Genomic DNA, 23,698 nt, shown 5'->3' on the forward strand with positions numbered 1-23,698 from the left:
TAAATTTGACACATAAATAGTTGATTCCTAGACTAAATCCAGAAGGCTGCGGGGCCGTCTGGCCGCAGCCGCACAACAGGGGAAGCGTCGCCATGCAAGCGTTGACATTGCCGTCGTTGTTGCGGGAACAGGGCGCCCGCCTGGGCGATCGGCTGTGGGTGCAGGCGCCTGGCGGCAGCTTGCGATATGCGGATGCGCCCGCACTGGCGGCGCAGTGGGCGGCGAGCCTGGCGTCGGCCGGGATCCGGCGTGGCGACCGCGTCGGCCTGATGGCCGGGAACCGCATTGAATTCCTGTCGGTGGTGCTGGGCTGCGGCTGGCTGGGCGCCGTGGTGGTGCCGATCAACACCGCGTCGCGGGGCATGCAGTTGCAGCACATCCTGGCCAACAGCGGCTGCACGCTGGTTGTGGCGGACGCCGCAAGCTGTCCTGCCTTGGCGGCGCTGGAAAGTTGGCCCCAGGCCCTGGTCCGCGTCTGGTTGCTGGACGACGGCGCGGATGCCGGGTCGCTGCCCGCAGCGGTGGAGGCGCCGCCCACCGCGCCTGAACAAGGTTTGCCGGCAGCGGACATCCAGCCCGGCGAGACGCTTGCCATCCTCTACACGTCGGGAACCTCTGGCCTGTCCAAGGGCGTGTGCTGCCCGCACGCGCAGTTCTATTGGTGGGGCAGGATCGCGGCGCGCAATCTGGAAATCACGCAGGACGATATTCTCTACACGAGCCTGCCGCTCTTTCACACCAATGCGCTGAACGCCTGTTTCCAGGCGCTGGTGACCGGCGCCAGCATCGTCTGCGACGAACGCTTTTCCGCCAGCCGCTATTTCGACCGGCTGACGGCCTGCGGCGCGACCGTGACCTATCTGCTCGGCGCAATGGTGCCGATGCTGCTGGCCCAGGAGCGGACAGGCGCCGAGCGCCAGCACCGCACGCGCATCGCCCTGGCGCCCGGCGTGCCGGAACGTTTCCATTCAGCCTTCGTCGAGCGCACGGGCATTGCCTTGCTCGAGGGCTACGGATCCACGGAGACCAACTTCGCGCTCGGGGGCACGCTGGCGGAGCAGCGCACCGGCTGCATGGGCCGCGTCGTGCCGGAGTTCGACGCCATGGTGGCCGACGCGCAGGATGCACCGGTGCCGGACGGTCAGCCCGGAGAACTGCTGCTGCGCGCGCGTCCGCCCTTCGCCATCGCGACGGGCTATTTCGGGATGGACGACAAGACCGTGCAAGCCTGGCGCAACCTGTGGTTCCACACGGGCGACAGGGTGCTGCGGGACGCCGACGGCTACTACCGTTTCCTGGATCGCATGAAGGACGCGATCCGCAGGCGGGGCGAGAACATTTCGTCCTTTGAAGTGGAGCAGGTGCTGCAGGCGCATCCCGCCGTGGCCGCCGCCGCCGTGTATGCCGTGCAATCCGAATTGGCCGAGGATGAGGTCATGGCCGCACTCGTCTACAAGACCGGCCAGGCCATCACGCCGCAGGCGCTCCTCGATTTCTGCCAGCCGCGCATGCCGTATTTCGCCGTGCCGCGCTACTTGCGCGTCGTGGACGATCTGCCGCGCACCGAGAATGGCAAGGTCCGCAAGTTCCGCTTGCGGGAGGAAGGCATCACCGGCGACACCTGGGACCGGGACGCCGCCGGTTATCGCGTGGCGCGCTAGGCGCCATTTGATCCATTCAGATAGACAAGGGGCGGCAATGACGATGGCATACAAGGGGACGGCGGTGTCCGCCGGCGAGGATGCGCGCAGAAAGCGCACGCGGCGCGTCGTGATGGCCTCCATCGCGGGCAACGCGATGGAGTGGTACGACTTTTTCATCTACGGCACCGCGGCCGCGCTGGTGTTCGGCGAGCTCTTCTTTCCCAAGGGCACCGACCCGCTGCTGGGCACGATGGGCGCCTTCGCGGGCTTTGCGGTGGGCTTTCTGGCGCGGCCGCTGGGCGGTGTCATCTTCGGCCACATCGGCGACCGCTATGGCCGCAAGCTGGCGCTGGAATGGACCCTGGGCCTGATGGGCGCGGCAACGTTCCTGATCGGGCTGCTGCCGACCTACGAACAGATCGGCGTCTGGGCGCCGGTGGCGATGGTCGTGCTGCGCATCCTGCAGGGCGCGGCGGCCGGCGGAGAGTGGGGCGGCGGCGTGCTGCTGATCAGCGAGGCGGTGGGGGGCAAGCGCCGCGGCTACTTTTCGTCGTTCAGCCAGTTGGGCGTGGCGGGCGGCTTCGTGCTGTCCTCCGGCGTGTTCATGCTGGCGCAGCAACTGCCGCAGGAGGCGTTCATGAGCTGGGGGTGGCGCCTGCCTTTCATCCTGAGCGTGCTGATCTTCGGCGTGGGGCTGTACATCCGCAAGCACATCCCGGAAAGCGAAGAGTTCGTGCAGGCGACCAAGACGGCCAAGCGTGGCATGCCCGCCGTGGAGGTATTCCGGCGCTACCCGCGGCAGGTCTTCACCGCGATGGGCCTGCGTGTCGCGGAAAACGGCGGGTCTTACATCTTTCTGGCCTTTGCCCTGGCATATGGCAAGTTCCTGGGCATCCCCAATGACGTCATGCTGGGCGGCGTGCTGCTCTCCATGTTCATCGAGCTGGGGACCCTGGTGTGGTTCGGCCACCTTTCCGATCGCATCGGACGCCGCACCGTCTATCTGATCGGGTCGGTGGGCTTGATGCTGGTGGCCTTTCCGTTTTTCTGGATGGTGCAGACCAAGGAGCCGTTGTGGATCTTTCTTGCGTTCTTCCTGGGCAATACCCTCTGCCACGCGGCCATGATCGGGACCCAGCCCGCGTACTTCGCGGAACTGTTCCCGGCCGAGGTCCGCTACACGGGGCTGGCCCTGGGCCACGAACTGGCGTCCGTGTTCGCGGGGGGACTGTCGCCGCTGATCGCCATGGCGCTGCTGCGCAAATATGAGTCGGCCACGCCGGTGGCGTGGTTTCTGGTCGGCATGGCGGCCGTCACGGTGGTCACGTTGCTGCTCACGCGTGAACCCAACCGTCAGGCCGAGGCATGAGGGCGGATCCGGATCGCGGTCCCGGCGTGGTCGGCGTGGGCGAAACGCCCTCGCTGCGCCACCCTGGCCCCGATTGCTCCACGGCGGCGCTGATGGCCCAGGCCATCCGGGAGGCGCTGGCCAGCGCCGGTCTTACGCCTGCGCAAGTGGACGGGCTGGGGGTGGCATCCTTCACGCTGCGTCCGGATCGGGCGATCGACCTGGGCTGGCGTCTGGGATTGCGCCTGAAATGGTGCATGCAGGACGAGATGGGCGGAGCCGGCGCGATCAATATGCTGCGCCACGCCTGGCTGGCCTTGCAGGCGGGCCAGGCCGAGACGATAGTGCTGGTGGCTGGCGACCACTTCGCGGAAGCGGATTTTGCGGCGCTCGTGCGCGGATACAACCGCAGCGCCCAGGACTATCTGAGCCCGCTGGGCTGCGCGGGGCCGAACCCGCTTTTCGCGATGGTGACGCAGCGCCAGATGGCCCGCACGGGCCTGCAACGCGAAGACTATGGCCGCCTGTGCGTCGCGCAGCGCGCCTGGGCGTCGGCCAATCCAAACGCGGCGTACAGGCAGCCGCTGACGCTGGCGCAATACCTTGATGCCCCCATGGTGGCGCCGCCGCTGGGGCGGCTGGACTGCGTGCCGGTCGTCAGCGGGGCCAGCGCGCTGGTGCTGCGCGCGCGGCCCGAAGGCGTCCGGGTGCGGCTGCTGGCGAGCGGCGCGCGCTACAACTGGGATCAGCAGGAGGGCGACGGCCTGCAGACGGGCATAGCCGACTTCGCGCAGGCGCTCTGGCGGGAGGCGGGGGTGGGGCCGCAGGACATGGACGTGATCAGCGTCTATGACGACTATCCCGCGATGGCGTTGGCGCAGCTTTGCGATCTGGGCATCGCCAACGCCGGCGACCTTCCGGGTTTCATCGCGCGCCGGATCGCTTCCCGGGCGTTGCCGGTCAACACGGCAGGCGGTCAGTTGTCGGCGGGGCAGGCGGGCACGGCGGGCGGCATGCACGGCCTGGTGGAGGTCGCGCGCCAGTTGCTGGGCCGCGCGCAGGGGCGGCAATTGAACGGCGCGCGGTTTGGCGTTGCGACGGGCTATGGCATGGTGCAACTGCGATATGGCATGTGCGCGAATGCCGCCGTGCTGGCGAGGGAAGAGGCATGAGCGTCCAGATCAGCCAATGCAGCGCCTGCGGACACCGGGTTTTTCCGGCGCGCCTCTGGTGCCCGGCCTGCGGACACGACCGGATGCATTCCGCGCCGGTGCAAGCGGCGCAGATCCAGGCTTGGACGGTGGCTCCGGCGCAGGGCTCGGCGCCGCCTGCCGTCGTCGCGACCGTGCGCGCGTTGCCTGACGGTCCTGTCCTGGTCGTGCGGCTTGAAGCCGCGCCGTCGCGGATCGGACAGCGGGTCGACCTGTTTGAGCGTTCGATTGAGCGCTCGATGCAGGGCCAGCCGCTGCCCTGGGGGCGGGTCTTGCCGGACTGACTTCCTCGGCTACTTGCTGGTCGGCGCGGTGCTGGCCTTCGCCGGTACCGGTTGCCCGCCCGTTGCGCCCAGCGCGTCCAGACGCTGGGCCAGGGTTGCCGCCGACAATTCCCCCACGCGCAGGTCCACCAGCCGTCCGCCGGCATCCAGGAACAGCGTGGCCGGCAGCCCGCGATTGCTGAACTTGCGCGAGGCTTCGCTGGCCGGGTCCCGCAGCACATTCCGAAGGCCGGGGGCATGTTGCCGCAGATACTGCAGGATCTGCGGGCTGGCCTCGCCCTGGTTCAGAAAGACGAAGTGCACGTCGGGGCGGCTGGCCTGCGCCTGCGCGAAAGCGGGCATTTCGCGGCGGCACGGCGGGCACCAGCTTGCCCACAGATTGACGACGACGGGCTTGCCCTGAAAGGCGGCCAGCCCGGCTGGGACGCCGTTCAGGTCCTGGAGCGTCAGCGCCGCGAGCGCGGGCTGCGGCTGGCCCTCGGGGGCCAGCATCCGGCCGCCTGCCAGCCATGCCGCGCTGGCCAGGGCCAGGGCTCCCAGCACGGCCGGGCGGCGAGCGCCGCGCCGCAGCATGGCGACCACCGCATAGATCCAGCCGATCGCCAGGCCCGTCATGCCCGCCCAGCCGCCGTCGCGCACGTCCAGGATGGACAGCGGATCCTGCGCAAACAGGTCCCGGTACTGCCAGACGAACCCCAGCCGGGCGGCCACCAGCCCGGCGATGAGGGCGCGCCACAGGACGCCCGCCGCGTCCGCGCCGGGCCTCTCCCGGGCCGGACGGTCCAGGAGGCGCGCAGCCAGCAGGCCGATGGCCGCCGCGGCGGCGAGCACCGCCAGTTCGGCGGGAAAGACCAGGGGACCAAGACGAATGGCGGGCGACATGCGGACTCCAGGCGGGGAAGGGCGCCAGCCTAGCATGGCGGGCGCGTCCGCCAGGCGGACGCAGCCCGGGCCAGGGCGCGCGCCGGCACTTCCCGGCGAGGAGGCTAAAATACCGCCTCGCGGCTTATGCCCGTCTTTCCGGCATTCTTCACTCCTCGCGCCTGGCGCACCCACAACGATGAAAAAACTGACTGCTGTACTTCTTGTGTCCGCAACCACGCTGCTCACGGCCTGCGGTCCCGGCGACAACGCGCCCGCCGCGGGTGCCCAGGCGCCGGCCACCCCCAAGAAGGTCGTCGTCGGTCTGGACGACAACTTCCCGCCCATGGGATTCCGGGACGCCAGCAACCAGATCGTCGGCTTTGACATCGACATGGCCAAGGAAGCCAGCAAGCGCCTGGGCATCGAAGTGGAATTCAAGCCCATCGACTGGAGCGCCAAGGAAGCCGAACTGAACGGCAAGCGCGTCGATGTGCTGTGGAACGGCCTGACCATCACCGAAGAGCGCAAGAAGAACATCAGCTTCACCGCGCCCTACATGGCCAACCACCAGATCATCATCGTGGGCAACACCTCGCCCATCAAGGTCAAGAATGACCTGGCCGGCAAGGTCATCGGCGCGCAGGACGGCAGCAGCGCCACCGACGCCATCGCCAAGGACCCCGTGGCCGCCCAGATCAAGGAAGTGAAGAAGTTTGGCGACAACGTCACGGCCCTGATGGACCTGGCCGCCGGTCGCCTGGACGCCATCGTCGTCGACGAGGTCGTGGGCCGGTACCTGATCAGCAAGCGCGCGGGCGAATACCGCGTGCTGGAAGAGAACTTCGGCACGGAAGACTACGGCGTCGGCGTGCGCAAGGACGACACCGAACTGCTCGCCAAGCTGGACAAGACGCTGGATTCGATGAAGCAGGACGGCACCGCCGGCCGCATCGCCACCCAGTGGTTCGGCGCCAACATCATCAAGTAAGCGCGAAGGCGCCCGCGGCCAGCCGGCCGGGGCGCCATGGCGTTGCAGTCCGCAGCCCGCCGCCGCGCCGCGAGGCCAGGCGGGCTTGCTCCTGATTTCCACTTGCCCCCGCGGCGCGAACCCACTGCATGGACTACGTACTCTCCCTTCTGGGGCCATTGGCGCAAGGCGCGAAAGTGACCTTGACGCTGTTTTTCATCACGCTGGCGCTCGCCGTGCCGCTGGGCCTGGTGCTGGCCCTGGCGCGCATCTCGAAGTGGCCGCTGCTGAGCCGTGCGGTCAATGGCTATATCTGGCTGATGCGCGGCACGCCGCTCATGCTCCAGATGCTGTTCATCTACTTCGCGCTGCCGTTCGTGCCGGTGATCGGGATCCGGCTGCCCGACTTCCCGGCCGCGGTCGTCGCGTTCGCCCTGAATTACGCGGCGTACTTCGCCGAGATCTTCCGGGCCGGCATCCAGTCGGTGGACCGCGGGCAGTACGAGGGCAGCAAGGTGCTGGGCATGACGTACCTGCAGACGCTGCGCCGCATCGTATTGCCGCAGATGGTCCAGCGCGTGCTGCCGCCCATGAGCAACGAGACCATCACCCTGGTCAAGGACACCTCGCTCATCTACGTGCTGGCGCTCAACGACATCCTGCGCACGGCGCGGGGCATCGTGCAGCGCGATTTCACGACCACGCCGTTCCTCGTCGCCGCCGCCTTCTACCTGTTGATGACGCTGCTCCTGACGTGGTTCTTCCAGCACATGGAAAAGCGCTATGCCAAATATGACCAGTAATTCCCCGGCCGGCGCCATCGCGCGACCCGCCATGATCCAGGCCCGCAACATCGTCAAGTCCTTCGGCGCGAACCGCGTGCTGGATCAGGTGTCGCTGACGCTGGAGCAGGGCGAGGTGGTGGCGGTGATCGGCCCGTCCGGCTCGGGCAAAAGCACCTTCCTGCGGTGCCTGAACCATCTGGAAACCATCGACGAAGGCAGCATCGACATCGAGGGCGAAACCATGGCCGCCGCCGTTCCCGGCGGACGCAGCCAGTACGCCAGCGACGCGGACGTGCGGCGCATCTGCCGCAAGATGGGCATGGTGTTCCAGTCGTTCAACCTGTTTCCGCACATGACGGTGCTGCAGAACATCATCGAGGCGCCCATCACCGTAAAACGCATGGCGCGCGCCGAGATCGTGCCCAAGGCGGAAGAGCTGCTGCGCAAGGTCGGCCTGCTGAACAAACGCGACAACTATCCCACGCGCCTGTCGGGCGGCCAGAAGCAGCGCGTCGCCATTGCCCGCGCGCTGGCCATGGAGCCGGACATCATGCTGTTCGACGAGCCGACCTCGGCGCTGGACCCGGAACTGACCGGCGAAGTGCTGCGCACCATGAAGCAGTTGGCGGATGAGCGCATGACCATGCTGGTCGTGACCCACGAAATGGGATTTGCGCGCGAAGTGGCGCACCGGGTCATTTTCATGGACGAAGGGCGCATCGTCGAGGAAGCGCCTTCGAGCGATTTCTTCGCCGCGCCCCAGCACGCGCGCAGCCGGGAGTTTTTGGCGCACATGCTCTGAGCGGTGCGCTGTCCGGGGGGCGGGGCAGTTGACTCGCAATTTGTAGAGAAGGCCGCCCCGATCCACATCGACAGGGCCGCACTCCATTTTTCGGGTGCAAGACCAAACCTGCAGCAAGTCGCACACAAAAAAAGCCGGCAGCCCCGATTGGGACTGCCGGCTTTTTCCTGCTGGCCCGCTCACGCCGGCCAGCAACGCAGGGCGCTTAGCCGATGGCGGCCAGCACCTTGTTCAGCGTGGCGCTGGGGCGCATGGCCTGGCTGGCCAGGGCTTCGTTCGGCTGGTAGTAGCCGCCGATGTCCACCGGCTTGCCCTGGGCGGCCTTGAGCTCGTCCAGGATCTTGCCTTCGCCTTCCGACAACGCGGCCGCGGCGGGCGCGAACTGCGCGGCCAGGGCGCGGTCTTCGGTCTGGGCGGCCAGGGCCTGGGCCCAGTACATCGCCAGGTAGAAGTGGCTGCCGCGGTTGTCCAGGCCGCCGACCTTGCGCTCGGGCGACTTGTTCTCGTCCAGGAACTTGGCCGTGGCCTGATCCAGCGTCTTGGCCAGGATCTGGGCGGTCGGGTTCTTGTACGTGCGGCCCAGGTGGTCCAGCGACTCGGCCAGCGCCATGAATTCGCCCAGCGAATCCCAGCGCAGGAAGCCTTCTTCCAGGAATTGCTGCACGTGCTTGGGCGCGGAACCGCCGGCGCCCGTCTCGAACAGGCCGCCGCCGGCGACCAGCGGGACGATCGACAGCATCTTGGCGCTGGTGCCCAGCTCCATGATGGGGAACAGGTCGGTCAGGTAGTCGCGCAGGACGTTGCCGGTCACGGAGATGGTGTCCAGGCCTTCGCGGATGCGCTTGACCGAGAACTTGGTGGCTTCGACGGGGTCGAGGATGCGCAGGTCCAGGCCGCTGGTGTCGTGGTCCTTCAGGTACTGCTTGACCTTGGCGATGACCTGGGCGTCGTGGGCGCGCTTTTCGTCCAGCCAGAAGACGGCGGGCGTCTTGGTGGCGCGGGCGCGGGCAACGGCCAGCTTGACCCAGTCCTGGATAGCGGCGTCCTTGGTCTGGCACATGCGCCAGAGGTCGCCGGCTTCGACGGCCTGCTCCAGCAGCACGGTGCCGGCGGCGTCGGTGACGCGCACGGTGCCCGCGGCCGGGATGACGAAGGTCTTGTTGTGCGAACCGTATTCCTCGGCAGCCTGGGCCATCAGGCCGACGTTGGGCACGCTGCCCATCGTGACCGGATTGAAGGCGCCATTGCGCTTGCAGTCGTCGATGACGGCCTGGTAGACGCCGGCGTAGCTGCGGTCGGGAATGACGGCCTTGGCGTCCTGCAGCTTGCCTTCGGCGTTCCACATCTTGCCGGAGTCGCGGATCATGGCGGGCATGGACGCATCGACGATCACGTCGCTGGGTACGTGCAGGTTGGTGATGCCCTTGTCGGAGTTCACCATGGCCAGTTGCGGCAGCGTCTTGTAGGCGGCGTCGATGTCGGCGGTGATGGCGGCCTGCTGGTCGGCGGGCAGCGACTGGATCTTGGCGTACAGGTCGCCAATACCGTTGTTGGGGTCGAAGCCGGCTTGCTTGAGGGCGTCGGCGTGCTTGGCCAGGACGTCCTTGTAGAACACGGAGACCACGTGGCCGAAGATGACGGGGTCCGAGACCTTCATCATGGTGGCCTTCAGGTGCACCGAGAACAGCACGCCGGTGGCGCGCGCGTCGTCGATCTGCGCCTGCAGGAAGGACTTCAGCTTGGCGGTCGACAGCACGGCGGCGTCGATGATCTCGCCAGCCTTGACCGGGGTCTTTTCCTTTAGGACGGTCTTGGTGCCGTCGGCGGCGGTCAGTTCGATCTTCACGTCGCCGGCCTGGGCGATGAGGGCGGACTTCTCGGTGCCGTAGAAATCGCCTTCGCTCATGTGGGCGACGTGCGACTTGGAGTCAGACGACCAGGCGCCCATCTTGTGCGGGTGCTTGCGGGCGTAGTTCTTGACCGACAGCGGAGCGCGGCGGTCGGAGTTGCCTTCGCGCAGGACCGGGTTCACGGCGCTGCCCTTGACCTTGTCGTAGCGGGCCTTGACGTCGCGCTCGGTGTCGTTGGCGGGGGCGTCCGGGTAGTCCGGCAGCTTGTAGCCCTGGTCTTGCAGTTCCTTGATGGCCGCCTTCAGTTGGGGCATCGAGGCGCTGATGTTGGGCAGCTTGATGATGTTGGCTTCCGGCTTGACCGCCAGGGCGCCCAGCTCAGCCAGGGCGTCGGACAGCTTCTGGCTGTCGTCGAGGTAATCCGGGAACAGGGCGATGATGCGGCCAGCCAGCGAAATGTCGCGGGTCTCGACCGTGATGCCTGCGGGTTTGGCGAATGCCTGGACGATGGGCAGCAGCGAACGGGTTGCAAGTGCCGGAGCTTCGTCGGTGAGGGTATAGATAATCTTAGGAGTAAGAGACATGATCCTTGAATCTGTTCGGCTCAGGCGCTGACGCGCAAACCCGAACATGCTATGCGGCGTGAGCCGGTAGATGTTGTCGAGAGTGGGTTCGTATGGGCGGACGCGCAGGCCGAGCGTCCCCCCAACATGACGGCCGCCCGTCCTATTTTTTGACTGGACCGGATCTGCCGAAACGCTGGGCCAAATCCGGGTCCGCCTTGGAAAGTGCGGCTGCCACGAACTTTCCATTGTAATACCGTGCTACGCATTTCGCGGCGGAAATGGTTCTATTTCCTGCTTGGGCTGAAATAAACAGGAATAAGCCGGAATAAGCTAATGGCATTTACCGGGGACGGATAAGGGGCCGGGCGGAACGCGCTGCGGTCTGCCGCCCGGATGACAAGCGGCTGCGGACCCCGCCCGGCGGGCACGCCGATGGCATCCCGCGTTTGACAAAGCCGTCCGTTGAGAGGAAAGTAGCGGGCATGAATTTCCGCGCGGTTCGCATTTCGCTGATTATTACCATCATTCCTGGAATGGTGGGTTAGCGCGCGACCGCAACAGTCACAGCCACCCGCCCCACGAGGCGGGTTTTTTGTGGCCGCCTCTGCCGGGCAAGCCTACCCAAGCAGAGAGTCCATGTCCGCACCATCTCCCACCACGACCCCGGATTTCCAGGCCGGCAACGCCTCGCCCATGGAATACCTTCGTCACATCCTGACCGCGCGGGTCTATGACATCGCCCGTGAAACCGAACTGGACCTGGCGCGCGGCCTGTCCGCGCGGCTCGGCAACACCGTCCACTTCAAGCGCGAAGACAACCAGCCGGTGTTTTCGTTCAAGGTGCGCGGGGCGTACAACAAGATGCGCAATACGCCGCAGGCCGCGCTGGACCGGGGCGTGATCACGGCATCGGCCGGCAATCACGCGCAGGGCGTGGCGATCTCGGCGGCCCGGCTTGGCGTGCGCGCCATCATCGTGGTGCCGCAGACCGCGCCGCAGGTCAAGGTGGATGCCGTGCGGGCCCATGGCGGACCGACCGTCACGGTGGTGCAGGCCGGCGATTCCTACAACGACGCCTACGCCCATGCGCAAAAACTGGCGCGGGAACAGGACCTGACCTTCGTGCCCGCCTTCGATGACCCCTACGTGATCGCGGGGCAGGGCACGGTCGGCATGGAGATCCTGCGCCAGCACCCCGAGCCGCTGCACGCGATCTTCGTGCCCATCGGCGGAGGCAGCCTCGCGGCGGGCGTGTCCACGTATGTCAAGGCGGTCCATCCCGGCGTCAAGGTGATCGGCGTGCAGACCGAGGATTCCTGCGCGATGGCGCAATCGTTGCGCGTGGGCGAGCGTGTCATCCTGGCCGAAGTGGGCCTGTTTTCGGACGGCACGGCCGTCAAGCTGGTCGGCGAGGAAACCTTCCGCCTGTGTCGCGAGTACCTGGACGAGGTGATCCTGGTGGACACGGACGCGGTGTGCGCAGCCATCAAGGACGTGTTCCTGGATACGCGCAGCGTGCTGGAGCCTGCGGGCGCGCTGGCGGTGGCGGGCCTGAAGAAGTACGTGGAGCGGGAGGGCGCACGCGGGCAGTCGCTGGTGGCGATCACTTCGGGCGCCAACATGAACTTCGACCGCATGCGTTTCGTGGCGGACCGCGCCGAGGTGGGCGAGGCGCGCGAGGCCGTGTTTGCCGTGACCATCCCGGAAGAGCGCGGCAGTTTCCGGCGCTTCTGCGGCGTGATCGGCCAGCGCAGCGTGACCGAATTCAACTATCGCATCGCCGATGCGCGCACCGCCCACATTTTCGTGAGCGTGCAGATCGCGCGCCGCGGCGAGGCCGCCGAGATCATGGCCGCGCTGACCACCGAAGGCTTCTCGGCCACCGATCTGACCCACAACGAAGTGTCCAAGCAGCACATCCGCTACATGGTGGGCGGCCGGTCGCCACTGGCGGGCGGAGAGCGCCTATTCCGCTTTGAATTCCCCGAGCGCCCGGGCGCGCTGATGAAATTCCTGTCGGCGATGGCGCCCAACTGGAACATCAGCCTGTTCCATTACCGCAACCAGGGCGCCGATTTCAGTTCGGCGCTGGTGGGCATCCAGGCCCCGGTCGCCGACGACGCGGCGCTGGACGCATTCCTGCGGCAACTGGGCTACGCGCATGCCGAAGAAACGGGCAACGCGGCTTACCGGCAGTTCCTGATGTGACTGCGGCGCGGGTCGGGCCGGTCGAACTCGCGAAGGCGGGCGGGCGCGGAAGAAGGTGCCGCAGTGGATCCTCGCCCTCGGGATAGCGCGGTTGCTCCGACGGCGCTTCCGGTCAGGCGCGCGAGGTGTCGAATGCCAGCAGGTTGCGCTTGACGATGCCGAGCATGTCGGCGAGCTGGTGGCGTTGCGCCGCGCTGAGCCCCTGCAGGATGGCTTCGCTCATCACGTCGCTTTTGACCCGCATGCGCTCAATCATCGCTCGCCCTTCGGGCGTCAGCAGGACCAGCTTGGTGCGCCGGTCCTGCTCGTCGGCGCCGCGCCGCACAAAGCCCAGCGTTTCCAGCCGGTCGACCAGCCCGCCCAACGCGGCGCGCCCCAGGTCCAGCACGTCCGCCAGATCGCTTTGCGACATGCCGTCATGGCGCGACAGGTGCGCCATGACCCACCACTGCGAACGCGTAATGCCTTCGGGCTTCATGACTTCGTCGAACACCTTGCGGCGCAGTCGGGATACGTCGTGCATCAGGAAGCCCAGGCGCTGGTCCCAGTTTTCGGGTCCGGCCGCCTTGCGCTGCGCGTCATGGTCCTCTTTGTCTTGCGTTGGCGTGTGCGCGCGTGCTGCAACCTTCGTGGCCATTCAAGCATCCTCCAGCCGGATCAGGCGTTTGCCCATGTTCTTGCCCTGATAAAGATCGGCGATCGATCCCGGCGCGGCCTCGATGCCATCCAGGATTTCCTCGCGAAAACGTAGTTTGCCTTGCCGCACCAGCGGCGCCAGAACGGAGATGGCTTCCTCGTAGCGGTGCTCGTAGTCCCAGACCAGGAACCCCTGCATGCGGGCCGCCTTGTTGAGCAGATGTCGCTCGACGCGCGGCCCCGTGGGCCAGGGGTCCCAACTGCTGACGGACGCAGTGCCGCAGATCACGATGCGGGCATGCCGGTTGATCTGCGCGATCACGGTGTCGCTGATGCGTCCGGCGGTGTTGTCGAAGTACACGTCAACGCCGTCGGGGCAGGCTTGCGCCAGCGCTTGCGCCATGTCGGGCGCGTGGTAGTCCAGCGCGGCATCGAAGCCGAACGCCTCGACGCACAGGCGCGCCTTTTCCACGCCGCCCGCAATGCCGACGGCGCGGCAGCCCTGCAGTCGCGCCAACTGGCCCACCACGGAACCGACCGCGCCCGCTGCGGTGGACACCACCACGGTCTCGCCCGACCTGGGTTCGCCGCACGCGTTGAGGGCGAAGTAGGCCGTCACGCCGTTCAGGCCCAGGATACCCAACGAGTGCGACAGCGGAAGGTCGGTTTCCAGCACCTGGCGGCGAATCGCCTTGCCGTCCGTGATGGCGTAGTCCTGCCAGCCCAGCAGGCCCATCACCAGGCTGCCCTCCGGGTAGCGCGGGTTGCGCGACGCGATGACTCGTCCTGCGGCGAAGGCGCGCATGACCTCGCCGATGGCCACGGGATCCGAATAGTTGGCGGCGGCGTTCACCCAGCCGCGCATCGCCGGGTCCACCGACAGGAAAAGATTGCGCACCAGCGCCTCGCCGTCCTTCAACTCGGGAACGGCGGCGGTGTGGATTTCAAAGTGTTCGGCCTGTGGAATGCCCAGCGGGCGGGACTTCAGGACGACCTGCCGGTTGGTCGGATTGGCGATGGGCATGGGGGTCTCCTCGGGTTGTTCCCAATATTGTAGGCATGCATACAGTATGTTAGCGTTCAGTTTAACGCAACAGGCATGGATGCCCATGCCCAGACGGGAACAAGATATCCCGCAAGCGCCAAAGGAGACAACGATGGCCGGGTTGTATTTCGAGCAATTCCAAGTCGGGCAGCACTTCACGCACGACGTGCGGCGCACGGTCACCGAGACCGACAACGTGCTGTTCACCACCATGACCCTGAACCCCGCCGCGATCCATCTGGACGCGGAGTATGCCAAGACCACCGAATTCGGCCGCCCGCTGGTGAACAGCGCGTTTACGCTGGGTTTGATGGTGGGCATTTCCGTGGGCGACACCACCCATGGCACCACGGTCGGCAACCTGGGCTGGGACGACGTGCGCTTTCCCGCGCCGGTGTTCGCGGGCGACACGCTGCGGGTTGAATCCGAGGTGCTGGAATTGCGAGAGAGCCGGTCGCGGCCTGAGAACGGCATCGTCGTGTTCGGGCATCGCGCGTACAACCAGCGCGACGAACTGGTGGCGACGTGCCGCCGCGTGGCGCTGATGCTGCGCCAGCCCGCGGCGCGGGCCGCTTGAATGGCGGGTTGCGCGACGCGGTGCGGCGGTTTCCGCGCCCGCTTGTGCAGGTTTTGCTGATTTCCCTGTTTTTAAGGGTTGCCCATGGATTTCGCGCTGACCGAAGAGCAGAACGCCATCCGCCGCGCCGTGCAGGACCTGTGCGCCGGGTTCGATGACGACTATTGGACCCGCAAGGACAAGGAGGGAGGGTTCCCCGAGGATTTCTACGCCGCCATGGCGGGCGCCGGCTGGCTGGGCATCGCGATGCCTGCCGAGTACGGCGGCGCCGGTCTGGGCATCCTCGAGGCGGCGCTGATGATGGAGACCGTGGCGGCGTCCGGGGCCGGCATGTCGGGCGCTTCCGCCATCCACATGAATGTGTTCGGCCTGCACCCGGTGGTGGTCCACGGCAGCGATGCACAGCGCGCGCGCTGGCTGCCGCCCATTATCAGCGGCGAACAGAAAGCCTGCTTTGGCGTCACGGAACCCAATACCGGCTTGAACACGCTCAAGCTGCGCACGCTCGCGGTGCGCCAGGGCGACCGTTACGTCGTCAACGGCCAGAAGATCTGGATCTCCACGGCGCAGGTGGCCAGCAAGATCCTGCTGCTGGCGCGCACCACGCCGCTGGACCAGGTAAAGGAACCGACACAGGGGCTTAGCCTGTTCTATACGGACCTGGACCGCAGCCGCATCAGCGTACGCGAGATCGAAAAGCTGGGGCGCAAGGCGGTGGACTCCAACGAACTCTTCATCGACGGGTTGGAGGTGCCGGTCGAGGACCGCATCGGCGAAGAGGGTCGCGGCTTTTCGTACATCCTGCATGGCCTGAATCCCGAACGGGCCCTGCTGGCGGCGGAGGCTACCGGTCTGGGGCGCGCGGGCTTGAGACGGGCCGCCGCCTACGCGGGCGAGCGCGTGGTGTTCGACCGTCCCATCGGCCAGAACCAGGGCGTGCAGCACCCGCTGGCCGAGCGCTGGGTGGAACTGGAAGCGGCCGAATTGCTGTACCGCCGCGCCGCCTGGATGTACGACCAGGGCCTGCCATGCGGCGCCGAAGCCAACGCGGCCAAGTTCTTCTGCGCCGAAGCCGGCTTTCGCGCCTGCGAGACCGCCGTCCTCACGCATGGGGGTATGGGCTACGCGAAGGAATACCACGTGGAGCGTTATTTCCGCGAAGCCATGCTGCCCCGCATCGCGCCCGTGTCGCCGCAACTGATCCTCTGTTACATCGCCGAGAAGGTGCTGGGCCTGCCCAAATCCTACTGAGCGCGGGCGGCGCCCGGCAGAGGCGCTCCGCGACAACCCGAAGGAGACAATGCATGCGCAAATCCCCGAAGGTCATCATCACGTGCGCCGTCACGGGTTCGATCCATACCCCGTCGATGTCGCCGTACCTGCCCGTCACGCCCAAGGAAATCGAGGACGACGCCGTAGCCGCCGCCGAAGCGGGCGCTGCCATGCTGCATCTGCATGCGCGCGATCCCGAGACGGGCAGGCCGGACCAGGACCCGCGGCTGTTCGCGCAGTTCCTGCCCGAAATCAAGGCGCGCAGCAATGCCATTCTGAACATCACGACGGGCGGCGGGCTGGGCATGTCGCTGGACCAGCGGCTTGCGCCGGCCAAATGGGCGCAACCCGAGGTCGCGTCGATGAACATGGGGTCGCTGAACTTCAACATCGCAGGCGCGGGCGAACGAATCAGCGAATTCAGGTACGACTGGGAAAAGCCGTATCTGGAGATGACGCGCGACTTCATCCTGTCCAACACCTTCTCGCAGATTGACCGGGGCCTGCGCGAACTGTCCGAGGTGGGCACGCGCTTCGAATTCGAATGCTATGACGTCGGACACCTGTACAACCTCGCGCACTTCGTCGACCGCGGCCTGGCGAAGCCGCCGTTCTTCCTGCAGTGCATCTTCGGCATTCTGGGCGGCATCGGCGCCGACCATGACAACCTGCTGCACATGCGCACCATCGCCGACCGTCTGTTTGGCGACGACTATTACCTGTCGGTGCTGGCGGCCGGAAAACACCAGATGCCGTTTGTCACCGCCAGCGCGCTGCTGGGCGGCAACGTCCGGGTCGGCCTGGAGGACAGCCTGTACGCGGGTCGAGGCAAGCTGGCGACTTCCAACGCGGAGCAGGTCGCGAAGATCCGCCGGATCCTCGAGGAACTGTCGCTGGAGATTGCCTCGCCCGATGAGGCGCGCGCGATGATCCAGACCAAGGGCGGCGACAACGTCGCGTTCTGAGCCGGCGCTGCCCCAAACATAAAGGAGAAGGACGCGATGGACGCCTTGCAAGGGTTGAGGGTGGTGGATTTTTCGAAGGTGCTGGCCGGGCCGTTGTGCACGCAGTACCTGGGCGACATGGGCGCCGAGGTCATCAAGGTCGAGCCGCTCAAGGGCGACGACACGCGGCGCTGGCCGCCATTTCGCCAGGATGACGGCACGGTGTTCCTGAGCGTGAACCGGAACAAGCGCAGCGTGGCGCTGGACCTGAAGTCGCCTGAAGGCCGCGAGGCAGCACATCGGCTGATCGCCACGGCCGACATCGTGGTCGAGAGTTTCGGCCCCGGGGTGGCGGCGCGCCTGGGCATCGACTACGCCAGTGCCGCCGCGCTGCGTCCCGACGTGGTCTATTGCAGCATCTCGGGCTTTGGCAGCAAGGGACCGCTGAACCGGGGCAAGGGCTACGACGTCATCCTCCAGGCGTTCTGCGGCATGATGTCCATCACCGGCGAAGAAGACGGGCCGGCGATCCGCAGTCCCATCTCTCCCATCGACCAGGCCACGGGCATGCACGCCGCCACCGGCATCCTGGCTGCTGTCGTGCGCCGACTGCGCACGGGCAAGGGCTGCCAGGTGGAGGCGTCGCTCTTCGACACCTCCGTCGGCTTCATGGGCTATGTGATGCAGAGCTACTGGGAGCGCGGCAGCGAGCCGCGGCGGTGGGGGTCAGCCCACGAATCCCTGTGCCCTTACCAAGTATTTGAAGCAAGTGACCGCCCCTTGCTGCTGGGCGTGGCCAACGATTCCCTGTGGCGCACTTTCTGCAATGAGGCTGGCCAGCCCGACCTGGCGAACGACCCGCGCTATGCCACCAACGCAGACCGCGTGCGCAACCGGCCGCAGGTGCTGGCGCGCGTATCGGACATCCTGCGTGAGGACAGCCGCGACGCCTGGATCGCGCGGCTGGCGCGCGCGGGCATCCCGTGCGCGCCGATCCAGGGCGTTGGCGAGGTCCTGGCGCACGAGCACATGGCCGCCAGCGAAATGATCTATCGCTTCGCCGATTCCGCGCACGGCGAATTGAACGTGGTGTCCCAGCCGCTGCGGTTTGACGGCGAACGTCCCAAGCCCGTGTCCCCGCCGCCCAAAGTCGGCGAACACACGCGGCAGGTCCTGGCGGAGCTTGGCTACGACGATGCGACCATCCAGCGCTACCTGGACGCGCTGGCGCCGCCGGTCGGGGAGGTGGCCTGAGATGTCGATCGACTTTCATGTGGAGGACGGCGTGGCGCTGGTCACGATCAACCGCCCTGACAAAAGCAATGCCCTGGACCATGCGCACTACGACGCCCTGTCGCTGGCCTGGCGGCAGGTGCGCGACGACGACGCGATCCGCGTGGCGGTGATCACGGGAGCGGGGGACAAATCATTTTGCGCCGGCGCGGATCTCAAATCCTTCGTGGGCGCGCCGCCCAGCCTTGCGGCGCTGATGAACACCCAGCAGGGGCAACTGCTCAATCGCGGGCTGGAGGTGTGGAAGCCGGTGGTGGCCGCCGTCAATGGTCATTGCCTGGGCGGCGGCATGACGCTGCTGCTGGCCACCGACCTGCGTGTGTGCGTCCCCACAGCCACCTTCGGCCTCACGGAAGTGCAGCGCGGCGTGTTTCCCGCTAACGGGGGCACGCAGCGCATCGCGCAGCAGCTTCCGCACGCCATCGCGATGGAGATGCTGCTGCTTGGTGATGCGATCGACGCCGACACGGCCTCGCGTTGGGGGCTGGTGAACCGGGTGGCGCCGCGCGAGGAACTGCTGCCCGCGGCCCTGTCGTATGCGCGTCGCCTGGCGGCAAATGCCCCGTTGGCCGTGCAGGCGGCCAAGGAACTGGCAATTCGCAGCCGCGATGCCGATCTTGCGACAGGCCTGCGCCTGGAGCAGCTTTTCCTGCGGTTGCTGCAGGATTCGGAAGATGTCGGCGAAGGTAGGCAGGCGTTCGCCGAACGGCGGGCGCCCCGATTTCAAGGACGGTGAGGAGCATGGAAATGGCATTGAGATCGATGTTGTTCGTACCCGGGGACAGCGAACGCAAGCTGGCCAAGGCCCTGGCCAGCGGCGCGGACGCGCTGATCCTGGACCTGGAAGACGCCGTGGACGCCGCGCGGCTGCCGGTGGCGCGTGAAATGGTCCGGGAATACCTGGCGGCGCGGCCAGCGTCGGGCCCCGAACTGTGGGTACGCATCAACCCGCTAGATTCCGGCCTGGCGTTGGACGACCTGGCTGCGGTGGTCAGGGCCCGGCCCGATGCGATCCTGTTGCCCAAGGGGCAGGGCGCGCGCGACATCGTGGTGCTGGACCACTACCTGACCGCGCTGGAGGCGCGCGATGGCCTGCCGGCAGGCGGTATCGGCATCATGCCGGTCGCCACCGAGACCGCGGGCGCTATGTTCAATCTGGGCGGCTACGCCGGTTGTAGCCCCCGGCTGCGTGGGTTGACCTGGGGCGCGGAGGACCTCGCTGCCGTGCTGGGCGCGGCCAGCAACCGGCGCGAGGACGGCGAGCATGACTTCACCTATCAACTCGCCCGGTCGCTGTGCCTGCTGGGCGCGAACGCGGCCGGCGTGCCCGCAATCGACACGATCTGGGGCAATTTCCGGGATGGGGAAGGGCTGCTCAAGGATGCCGCGCGCGCGCGTCGCGCGGGCTTCACGGGCAAGATCGCGATCCACCCGGACCAGGTCGGCCCCATCAACCAGGCGTTCACGCCGGACGCCGCCGATGTGGCGCGGGCGCGGCGCATCGTCCAGGCGTTCGAGGCGGCGCCGGGCGTCGGCACATTGCAGCTCGACGGTGAAATGCTCGATCGTCCGCATCTGAAGCAGGCCCTGCGCATTCTTGCCACGGTGCCCGCCCCGGACTGACCGCGGGCTGCAGCATCCGCGGCAGGCCTGCCGCGGCTACCCCCATGGCGACCACCCGGCACAGGGACGGCGTCGCACCAAGGAGACAGACATGATGCGTACATTGTTCAAGCCGCTATGCGCGGCGGCGCTGCTCGCGTGCAGCCTGGCAGGGCCCGCAGCGCAGTCGGCGGACTATCCCGCTCAGCCTGTGAAGCTGATCACGGCATTCGGCGCGGGCAGCGCCAGCGACATCGTCGCCCGGCTTATCGCCGAGCGCCTGCAGTCCGCGCTGGGGCAACCCGTGATCGTCGAGAACCGGCCGGGCGCCTCGGGCCAGGTCGCCGCCGACCTCGTGGCGCGCTCCCAACCGGATGGTTATACGATCATGCTGGCTACGAACACGACCCACTCATCCAACCCGCATCTGTACAAGAGCCTGCGGTACAACCCTGTGAAGGATTTCACGCCGCTGGTGCAAGTGTGCAATTTTCCCTTCGTGCTGGCGGTCAGTGCCAAGCTGCCCATCGGCAGCGTCGATGACCTGCTGCGTTACGGCAAGGCCAACCCTGGTAGCCTGAATTACGCTTACGGCAACAGCACCGGCCAGATATCTGCCGCTTCATTCGACAAGCTGACCGGGTTGAACGCGACCGCCGTTCCCTACAAGAGCACGCCGCAGGCCATGACTGACATCATCGGCGGACGCGCCACGTTCATGTTCGTGGACCTGGCCTCGGCCGCCGCGCACATCCAGGCGGGCACGCTCAAAGCCTTGGCGGTATCCACGGAAAAGCGCAGCGCGCTGGCGCCGAATCTGCCCAGTGTCTCCGAGGCGCTCAAACAACCCGGTTTTGACCTGGCGGCCTGGGTAGGCATTTTCGGCCCGGCGAAATTGCCTGCGCCCATCGCGAAACGGCTCGGGGATGAGCTCTACAAGATCGTGTCGTCTGAAGACATCAGGCAGAAACTGACACAGATGGGCGCCGAACCCACGCCCGCGCCGGCGTCGGCATTCGGACCCTTTGTCGTGCAGCAGGAAAAGGTGTGGGGAGACAAGGTCCGGCAAGCGGGCATTCAGGCCGAATAGATTGAGACCCGCGTCGGGCAGACGCGGGCAGGCAGACGCATTCCAGTTTCCTCAGGGACAAGCACTCGCCGAATGCGCCAAGGGCCGTCGTCATCGACGGCCCTTTTGCATCAGAAGGGCGCCGAGAGGACAGGACGATCGATCCGGCTCCATTTTTGTCTTGGAATAGTAATGTTATTACATTACTATTCCGCCTTTTTTTCCATTGCGCCGGCCAGGCACGGCCGGTGGCATTTCACATTGCAGTCCCACATTGCAGTCCAACATGGCTTCCCCTATTTCCCAACCCGTCCACGGCAGCGCCCGCCTGCAATCCATCGACGCCCTGCGCGGCCTGGTCATCGTGATCATGCTGCTGGACCACGTGCGCGAAACCTTCTTCCTGCATCATCAGGTCGGCGATCCGATGGACGTGGCGGCCACGCCGCCGGACCTGTTTTTCTCGCGGCTGCTGGCGCACCTGTGCGCGCCGGTGTTCGTCTTCCTGACGGGCCTGTCGGCCTGGTTGTACGGTGCCAAGGCGGGCAGCCGGGGTGCGACCGCCGCGTTCCTCGCCAAGCGGGGCCTCTTTCTCATCGCGCTGGAAGTCATCGTGGTGAATTTCGCCTGGACCTTCCAGTTTCCGCCTACCGTCGTCTACCTGCAGGTCATCTGGGTGATCGGCCTGTCCATGCTGTCGCTGGCGGCATTGCTTTGGCTGCCGCGCTGGGCGCTCGTCGTGACCGGCGTCGTGCTGGTGGCGGGCCACAACGCGTTGGACGGCCTGCATTTTGCGGCCGGCCATGCCATGCACGTGCCGTGGGCGGTGTTGCACGACCGCGGCTGGCTCGAGGTTAGTGAAACGTTGCGCCTGCGCACGTCGTACCCCCTGCTGCCGTGGATCGGCGTGATCGCGCTCGGCTATGCGGCGGGCGCCTGGTTTCAGCCGGGCGTGCAGGCCGGTGTGCGCCAGCGTCGTCTATGGACGGCTGGCTTGGCCGCCGTGGCCGGCTTCGTGGTGTTGAGGATGCTGAACGGCTACGGCCAGTCCCAGCATTGGGGCGTCCAGGACGATGCGCTGCATACGGCAATGAGCTTTCTGAACATCACCAAGTATCCGCCGTCGCTGCTGTTCCTGCTGCTCACGCTGGGCCTGGGCCTGTGCCTGCTGGTGCTGATCGAAAAGGCGAAGTCGGCCGCGTGGGTGCGGGCGCTGTGCGTTTTCGGGGCCGCGCCCATGTTCTTCTACCTGCTGCACCTGTACGTGCTGAAGGCGCTGTACCTTGCGGGCGAGGCCATCTGGGGCCTGAACCAGGGCAAGTATTTCGGCGTGGACGGTATGGGGGCGGTGTGGGCGATCTCGATCCTGCTCGCCGTGGCGCTGTATTGGCCCGTGCGCCGGTTCGGCCGCCTGAAGGCGGCGCGCCGCGACATCGCCTGGCTCAAGTACCTGTGAGGCCGGCGATGGCGGTGCGAAAATTTTCCGCGGGCATCGCGGTTCTGCTGGCCCCGTGCGCGGCCGACGCGCAGCCGGGCGCCGTGACGCTGTACGGCGTCGTCGACCTCAGCGTGGCAGGCTTTTCCACGCAGGAGCGCGGCACGGCGATCAACATGCAGTCGGGCGTGCAGTCCGGCTCGCGTTGGGGGCTGCGCGGCAGCGAAGACCTCGGCAACGGGTTGCGCGCGAATTTCCAGCTCGAAAGCGGCGTCCTTGCCACCAACGGCAAGTCCGCGCAGGGCGGCCGCCTGTTCGGGCGCGCGGCGTGGGTGGGCGTGTCGGGCGGCTTTGGCGACCTGCGGCTGGGCCGGCAGACGTCGGCGTCTTCCGCCACGCTCGCCGACTACGACGCCTTCCTGGCGTCGTACCTGATCACCGGCGCGCAGACGACACTGTTGCCCTACAACGCCAATCGCGCGGACAACACCGTGGCCTACTGGACGCCGTCCGTCGGCGGCTTGCGCGCGGGCGTGGACGCCAGCCTGGACTACGACGGCGGAGGCGGCTTCCAGACCAGCTCCACCAACAAGCTGTACAGCGCCGCGATCGTGTTTGACCGGCCGGGCTATTCGATCGCCGCGACCTACGAAGGCGCGCGCTGGGCCGATGGCACGGCGCAGTCCGCGGCAATGTCAAAGGCCGGCGCCGATCGCCAGCCCTTCGCCTATACGCTCGCGGGCCGCGCCACGGTGGACGCGTTCACGCTCTATGCCGGCTGGTCCGTGATGCGCAATGGGTCCACCATCCCGGCCGTGCAATCGCCCGGCCAGCGCAGCTACTTCCCGGGCAGCACGGTCCACGGCGTGATGGCGGGCGCGACATGGCGCGCGGGGGCGGGCACGGTGATGGCGTCATGGCAGGCCAGCCTGCCGGGCGGTGGTTCCCTTGAACGCGACGACGCCACGCACTCCCAGCAGGTGTATTCGGCGGGCTATGTGTACGACCTGTCCAAGCGCACCAACGTGTACGCGATCTACGGCTACATGCGGGGCGCCTGGGACGATCCGTCGTGGCACCAGGCGCAGTATGCGGTGGGAATGCGGCACCGGTTCTGACCTGGCGCGGCAGGGGGCGTCGGCGGGGCCGCCGGGGTCTCGCGTTTGTTTGGATAGCCACGGCGAAACGGGTGCGCTGCGTCGCGGCTGATCGCGTTCCGACGGGCGCTTCGGGCCAGATTTGACCCGGCCGGGCCAAATCTGGCCCGGTGCGTTTTCTTATTTATCAATGACTTGGA

21 protein-coding genes are annotated in these 23,698 nt (G+C 66.8%); 17 read left to right on the top strand and 4 right to left on the bottom strand.

Going from position 1 to position 23,698, the window contains the following annotated elements:
* The first annotated feature begins 92 nt into the window (after positions 1 to 92).
* Genes ACZ50Q_RS14015 through ACZ50Q_RS14030 form a run of 4 tightly spaced genes read left to right on the top strand, consistent with a single transcriptional unit; the run spans position 93 to position 4,486 of the window.
* Positions 93 to 1,661 carry an ATP-dependent acyl-CoA ligase gene (locus ACZ50Q_RS14015; protein WP_464081925.1) on the top strand — a complete coding sequence of 523 codons (1,569 nt, stop codon included), beginning with the start codon at positions 93 to 95 and terminating at the stop codon, positions 1,659 to 1,661.
* 37 nt (positions 1,662 to 1,698) lie between these two features.
* The gene (locus ACZ50Q_RS14020) at positions 1,699 to 3,012 is read left to right on the top strand and encodes an MFS transporter (RefSeq protein WP_464081926.1); all 1,314 of its coding nucleotides are present in this window, start codon (positions 1,699 to 1,701) and stop codon (positions 3,010 to 3,012) included.
* The gene (locus ACZ50Q_RS14025; RefSeq protein ID WP_464081927.1) at positions 3,009 to 4,163 is read left to right on the top strand and encodes a thiolase family protein; all 1,155 of its coding nucleotides are present in this window, start codon (positions 3,009 to 3,011) and stop codon (positions 4,161 to 4,163) included. Before ACZ50Q_RS14020 ends, ACZ50Q_RS14025 begins: the two co-directional genes overlap by 4 nt.
* Positions 4,160 to 4,486 carry a Zn-ribbon domain-containing OB-fold protein gene (locus tag ACZ50Q_RS14030; protein ID WP_092578086.1) on the top strand — a complete coding sequence of 109 codons (327 nt, stop codon included), beginning with the start codon at positions 4,160 to 4,162 and terminating at the stop codon, positions 4,484 to 4,486. Before ACZ50Q_RS14025 ends, ACZ50Q_RS14030 begins: the two co-directional genes overlap by 4 nt.
* A 9-nt stretch (positions 4,487 to 4,495) precedes the next feature.
* Here the strand turns inward: ACZ50Q_RS14030 and ACZ50Q_RS14035 are convergent, their stop codons facing one another.
* Positions 4,496 to 5,368 (bottom strand): TlpA family protein disulfide reductase, encoded by an 873-nt coding sequence (locus ACZ50Q_RS14035; RefSeq protein ID WP_464081928.1) that lies wholly within the window; start codon positions 5,366 to 5,368, stop codon positions 4,496 to 4,498.
* Between the two features lie 178 nt (positions 5,369 to 5,546).
* Here ACZ50Q_RS14035 and ACZ50Q_RS14040 point away from each other — a divergent pair, with 178 nt between their 5' ends.
* The 3 genes from ACZ50Q_RS14040 to ACZ50Q_RS14050 all read left to right on the top strand — a co-directional run bounded on the left by ACZ50Q_RS14040 (position 5,547) and on the right by ACZ50Q_RS14050 (position 7,904).
* On the top strand, positions 5,547 to 6,338 hold the full coding sequence (locus ACZ50Q_RS14040) for an amino acid ABC transporter substrate-binding protein (RefSeq protein WP_092578084.1): 792 nt from the start codon (positions 5,547 to 5,549) through the stop codon (positions 6,336 to 6,338).
* Between the two features lie 128 nt (positions 6,339 to 6,466).
* Entirely contained in the window at positions 6,467 to 7,120 is a 654-nt protein-coding gene (locus ACZ50Q_RS14045) for an amino acid ABC transporter permease (protein WP_056561483.1), read from the top strand.
* Positions 7,121 to 7,151: 31 nt separating this feature from the next.
* A complete protein-coding gene (locus ACZ50Q_RS14050; protein WP_464081997.1) occupies positions 7,152 to 7,904 on the top strand; it encodes an amino acid ABC transporter ATP-binding protein in 753 nt (250 codons plus the stop codon).
* Positions 7,905 to 8,109: 205 nt separating this feature from the next.
* Here ACZ50Q_RS14050 and ACZ50Q_RS14055 read toward each other — a convergent pair whose 3' ends face one another.
* A complete protein-coding gene (locus ACZ50Q_RS14055) occupies positions 8,110 to 10,338 on the bottom strand; it encodes an NADP-dependent isocitrate dehydrogenase (RefSeq protein ID WP_464078684.1) in 2,229 nt (742 codons plus the stop codon).
* 618 nt (positions 10,339 to 10,956) lie between these two features.
* Between ACZ50Q_RS14055 and ilvA the strand changes: the two genes are divergently transcribed.
* Positions 10,957 to 12,528 carry a threonine ammonia-lyase, biosynthetic gene (ilvA, locus tag ACZ50Q_RS14060; protein ID WP_464078685.1) on the top strand — a complete coding sequence of 524 codons (1,572 nt, stop codon included), beginning with the start codon at positions 10,957 to 10,959 and terminating at the stop codon, positions 12,526 to 12,528.
* Positions 12,529 to 12,640: 112 nt separating this feature from the next.
* On the opposite strand, the gene ACZ50Q_RS14065 is transcribed toward ilvA, so the two are convergent.
* Both ACZ50Q_RS14065 and ACZ50Q_RS14070 read right to left on the bottom strand, forming a co-directional pair.
* A complete protein-coding gene (locus tag ACZ50Q_RS14065) occupies positions 12,641 to 13,165 on the bottom strand; it encodes a MarR family winged helix-turn-helix transcriptional regulator (RefSeq protein WP_464078686.1) in 525 nt (174 codons plus the stop codon).
* Complete coding sequence (locus ACZ50Q_RS14070; RefSeq protein ID WP_464078687.1) at positions 13,166 to 14,188, bottom strand: NADP-dependent oxidoreductase; 1,023 nt, start codon at positions 14,186 to 14,188, stop codon at positions 13,166 to 13,168.
* Between the two features lie 133 nt (positions 14,189 to 14,321).
* On the opposite strand from ACZ50Q_RS14070, the gene ACZ50Q_RS14075 reads away from it, so the two are divergent.
* The 9 genes from ACZ50Q_RS14075 (at position 14,322) to ACZ50Q_RS14115 (ending at position 23,519) form a co-directional block, all read left to right on the top strand.
* The gene (locus tag ACZ50Q_RS14075) at positions 14,322 to 14,786 is read left to right on the top strand and encodes a MaoC family dehydratase (RefSeq protein ID WP_464078688.1); all 465 of its coding nucleotides are present in this window, start codon (positions 14,322 to 14,324) and stop codon (positions 14,784 to 14,786) included.
* 84 nt (positions 14,787 to 14,870) lie between these two features.
* The gene (locus ACZ50Q_RS14080; protein WP_464078689.1) at positions 14,871 to 16,037 is read left to right on the top strand and encodes an acyl-CoA dehydrogenase family protein; all 1,167 of its coding nucleotides are present in this window, start codon (positions 14,871 to 14,873) and stop codon (positions 16,035 to 16,037) included.
* A 53-nt stretch (positions 16,038 to 16,090) separates the two neighbouring features.
* The gene (kce, locus tag ACZ50Q_RS14085; RefSeq protein ID WP_464078690.1) at positions 16,091 to 17,023 is read left to right on the top strand and encodes a 3,5-dioxohexanoate:acetyl-CoA acetone transferase; all 933 of its coding nucleotides are present in this window, start codon (positions 16,091 to 16,093) and stop codon (positions 17,021 to 17,023) included.
* A 36-nt stretch (positions 17,024 to 17,059) separates the two neighbouring features.
* Positions 17,060 to 18,256, top strand: a complete 1,197-nt coding sequence (locus ACZ50Q_RS14090) for a CaiB/BaiF CoA transferase family protein (protein ID WP_464078691.1) — start codon at positions 17,060 to 17,062, stop codon at positions 18,254 to 18,256.
* A 1-nt stretch (position 18,257) separates the two neighbouring features.
* Positions 18,258 to 19,031, top strand: coding sequence for an enoyl-CoA hydratase/isomerase family protein (locus ACZ50Q_RS14095; RefSeq protein ID WP_464078692.1), 774 nt, complete (start codon positions 18,258 to 18,260; stop codon positions 19,029 to 19,031).
* 11 nt (positions 19,032 to 19,042) lie between these two features.
* Positions 19,043 to 19,918, top strand: a complete 876-nt coding sequence (locus tag ACZ50Q_RS14100; protein ID WP_464078693.1) for an HpcH/HpaI aldolase/citrate lyase family protein — start codon at positions 19,043 to 19,045, stop codon at positions 19,916 to 19,918.
* A 91-nt stretch (positions 19,919 to 20,009) separates the two neighbouring features.
* Positions 20,010 to 20,987, top strand: a complete 978-nt coding sequence (locus ACZ50Q_RS14105) for a Bug family tripartite tricarboxylate transporter substrate binding protein (RefSeq protein WP_464078694.1) — start codon at positions 20,010 to 20,012, stop codon at positions 20,985 to 20,987.
* Between the two features lie 265 nt (positions 20,988 to 21,252).
* The gene (locus tag ACZ50Q_RS14110) at positions 21,253 to 22,422 is read left to right on the top strand and encodes an acetyltransferase domain-containing protein (protein ID WP_464078695.1); all 1,170 of its coding nucleotides are present in this window, start codon (positions 21,253 to 21,255) and stop codon (positions 22,420 to 22,422) included.
* 14 nt (positions 22,423 to 22,436) lie between these two features.
* Positions 22,437 to 23,519 (top strand): porin, encoded by a 1,083-nt coding sequence (locus ACZ50Q_RS14115; protein WP_464078696.1) that lies wholly within the window; start codon positions 22,437 to 22,439, stop codon positions 23,517 to 23,519.
* Positions 23,520 to 23,698 lie beyond the last annotated feature (179 nt).

Source organism: Achromobacter sp. T5-5 (assembly GCF_055397965.1).

What these genes read in the sequence shown, in the direction of transcription:
- ACZ50Q_RS14015 (WP_464081925.1), top strand. Translation starts at nt 93, where the DNA reads ATGCAAGCGTTGACATTGCCGTCGTTGTTGCGGGAACAGGGCGCCCGC.
- ACZ50Q_RS14020 (WP_464081926.1), top strand. Translation starts at nt 1,699, where the DNA reads ATGACGATGGCATACAAGGGGACGGCGGTGTCCGCCGGCGAGGATGCG.
- ACZ50Q_RS14025 (WP_464081927.1), top strand. Translation starts at nt 3,009, where the DNA reads ATGAGGGCGGATCCGGATCGCGGTCCCGGCGTGGTCGGCGTGGGCGAA.
- ACZ50Q_RS14030 (WP_092578086.1), top strand. Translation starts at nt 4,160, where the DNA reads ATGAGCGTCCAGATCAGCCAATGCAGCGCCTGCGGACACCGGGTTTTT.
- ACZ50Q_RS14035 (WP_464081928.1), bottom strand. Translation starts at nt 5,368, where the DNA reads ATGTCGCCCGCCATTCGTCTTGGTCCCCTGGTCTTTCCCGCCGAACTG.
- ACZ50Q_RS14040 (WP_092578084.1), top strand. Translation starts at nt 5,547, where the DNA reads ATGAAAAAACTGACTGCTGTACTTCTTGTGTCCGCAACCACGCTGCTC.
- ACZ50Q_RS14045 (WP_056561483.1), top strand. Translation starts at nt 6,467, where the DNA reads ATGGACTACGTACTCTCCCTTCTGGGGCCATTGGCGCAAGGCGCGAAA.
- ACZ50Q_RS14050 (WP_464081997.1), top strand. Translation starts at nt 7,152, where the DNA reads ATGATCCAGGCCCGCAACATCGTCAAGTCCTTCGGCGCGAACCGCGTG.
- ACZ50Q_RS14055 (WP_464078684.1), bottom strand. Translation starts at nt 10,338, where the DNA reads ATGTCTCTTACTCCTAAGATTATCTATACCCTCACCGACGAAGCTCCG.
- ilvA (WP_464078685.1), top strand. Translation starts at nt 10,957, where the DNA reads ATGTCCGCACCATCTCCCACCACGACCCCGGATTTCCAGGCCGGCAAC.
- ACZ50Q_RS14065 (WP_464078686.1), bottom strand. Translation starts at nt 13,165, where the DNA reads ATGGCCACGAAGGTTGCAGCACGCGCGCACACGCCAACGCAAGACAAA.
- ACZ50Q_RS14070 (WP_464078687.1), bottom strand. Translation starts at nt 14,188, where the DNA reads ATGCCCATCGCCAATCCGACCAACCGGCAGGTCGTCCTGAAGTCCCGC.
- ACZ50Q_RS14075 (WP_464078688.1), top strand. Translation starts at nt 14,322, where the DNA reads ATGGCCGGGTTGTATTTCGAGCAATTCCAAGTCGGGCAGCACTTCACG.
- ACZ50Q_RS14080 (WP_464078689.1), top strand. Translation starts at nt 14,871, where the DNA reads ATGGATTTCGCGCTGACCGAAGAGCAGAACGCCATCCGCCGCGCCGTG.
- kce (WP_464078690.1), top strand. Translation starts at nt 16,091, where the DNA reads ATGCGCAAATCCCCGAAGGTCATCATCACGTGCGCCGTCACGGGTTCG.
- ACZ50Q_RS14090 (WP_464078691.1), top strand. Translation starts at nt 17,060, where the DNA reads ATGGACGCCTTGCAAGGGTTGAGGGTGGTGGATTTTTCGAAGGTGCTG.
- ACZ50Q_RS14095 (WP_464078692.1), top strand. Translation starts at nt 18,258, where the DNA reads ATGTCGATCGACTTTCATGTGGAGGACGGCGTGGCGCTGGTCACGATC.
- ACZ50Q_RS14100 (WP_464078693.1), top strand. Translation starts at nt 19,043, where the DNA reads ATGGCATTGAGATCGATGTTGTTCGTACCCGGGGACAGCGAACGCAAG.
- ACZ50Q_RS14105 (WP_464078694.1), top strand. Translation starts at nt 20,010, where the DNA reads ATGATGCGTACATTGTTCAAGCCGCTATGCGCGGCGGCGCTGCTCGCG.
- ACZ50Q_RS14110 (WP_464078695.1), top strand. Translation starts at nt 21,253, where the DNA reads ATGGCTTCCCCTATTTCCCAACCCGTCCACGGCAGCGCCCGCCTGCAA.